This window comes from Pantoea sp. BS_8 (assembly GCF_041954965.1).
GTDB classification, from domain to species: Bacteria; Pseudomonadota; Gammaproteobacteria; order Enterobacterales; family Enterobacteriaceae; genus Pantoea; species Pantoea stewartii.
The window spans coordinates 1-1,629 of the sequence record NZ_JAVAXU010000030.1 but is presented as its reverse complement, the minus strand read 5'-3'; the positions used below and the strand labels follow the sequence as shown (position 1 = coordinate 1,629).

Sequence of the window (1,629 nt, the reverse complement as noted above, 5' to 3'; positions counted from 1 at the left end):
CCCTACTCTCGCATGGGGAGACCCCACACTACCATCGGCGCTACGGCGTTTCACTTCTGAGTTCGGCATGGGGTCAGGTGGGACCACCGCGCTACAGCCGCCAGGCAGATTCTGTCTGCCGCACCGCCCTCTCGGGCCGCACGGCGTTATCCGGTAAACAAGGCTGAAAATTCTTCTGTCTCTCAACCCAAAACGCCTCTGGCGTTGTAAGGTTAAGCCTCACGGGTCATTAGTACCGGTAAGCTCAACGCATCGCTGCGCTTACACACCCGGCCTATCAACGTCGTCGTCTTCAACGTCCCTTCAGGAGGCTCGAAGCCTCAGGGAGAACTCATCTCGGGGCAAGTTTCGTGCTTAGATGCTTTCAGCACTTATCTTTTCCGCACTTAGCTACCGGGCAGTGCCACTGGCGTGACAACCCGGACACCAGCGGTGCGTTCACTCCGGTCCTCTCGTACTAGGAGCAACCCCCCTCAATTCTCCAGCGCCCACGGCAGATAGGGACCGAACTGTCTCACGACGTTCTAAACCCAGCTCGCGTACCACTTTAAACGGCGAACAGCCGTACCCTTGGGACCTACTTCAGCCCCAGGATGTGATGAGCCGACATCGAGGTGCCAAACACCGCCGTCGATATGAACTCTTGGGCGGTATCAGCCTGTTATCCCCGGAGTACCTTTTATCCGTTGAGCGATGGCCCTTCCATTCAGAACCACCGGATCACTATGACCTGCTTTCGCACCTGCTCGAGCCGTCACTCTCGCAGTCAAGCTGGCTTATGCCATTGCACTAACCTCCTGATGTCCGACCAGGATTAGCCAACCTTCGTGCTCCTCCGTTACGCTTTGGGAGGAGACCGCCCCAGTCAAACTACCCACCAGACACTGTCCGCAGCCCGGATCACGGGCCCACGTTAGAACACCAAACATTAAAGGGTGGTATTTCAAGGACGGCTCCACGCAGACTGGCGTCCACGCTTCAAAGCCTCCCACCTATCCTACACATCAAGGCTCAGTGTTCAGTGTCAAGCTGTAGTAAAGGTTCACGGGGTCTTTCCGTCTTGCCGCGGGTACACTGCATCTTCACAGCGATTTCAATTTCACTGAGTCTCGGGTGGAGACAGCCTGGCCATCATTACGCCATTCGTGCAGGTCGGAACTTACCCGACAAGGAATTTCGCTACCTTAGGACCGTTATAGTTACGGCCGCCGTTTACCGGGGCTTCGATCAAGAGCTTCTCCTTACGGATAACCCCATCAATTAACCTTCCGGCACCGGGCAGGCGTCACACCGTATACGTCCACTTTCGTGTTTGCACAGTGCTGTGTTTTTAATAAACAGTTGCAGCCAGCTGGTATCTTCGACTGGCCTCGGCTCCGGGAGCAAGTCCCCTCACCTACGCGCCAGCGTGCCTTCTCCCGAAGTTACGGCACCATTTTGCCTAGTTCCTTCACCCGAGTTCTCTCAAGCGCCTGGGTATTCTCTACCTGACCACCTGTGTCGGTTTGGGGTACGATTTCGTGTTACCTGATGCTTAGAGGCTTTTCCTGGAAGCAGGGCATTTATCACTTCAGCACCGTAGTGCCTCGTCGTCACGCCTCAGTGTAAAGTGCACCGGATTTGCCTGGC

The 1,629-nt window shown here is 55.9% G+C and carries 2 rRNA genes; both read right to left on the bottom strand.

Annotated features, from left to right (window positions below):
• Positions 1–105 (bottom strand): 5S ribosomal RNA (gene rrf, locus RAC65_RS22255); the annotation flags it as partial.
• 103 nt (positions 106–208) lie between these two features.
• Positions 209–1,629, bottom strand: a 23S ribosomal RNA gene (locus tag RAC65_RS22250); the annotation flags it as partial.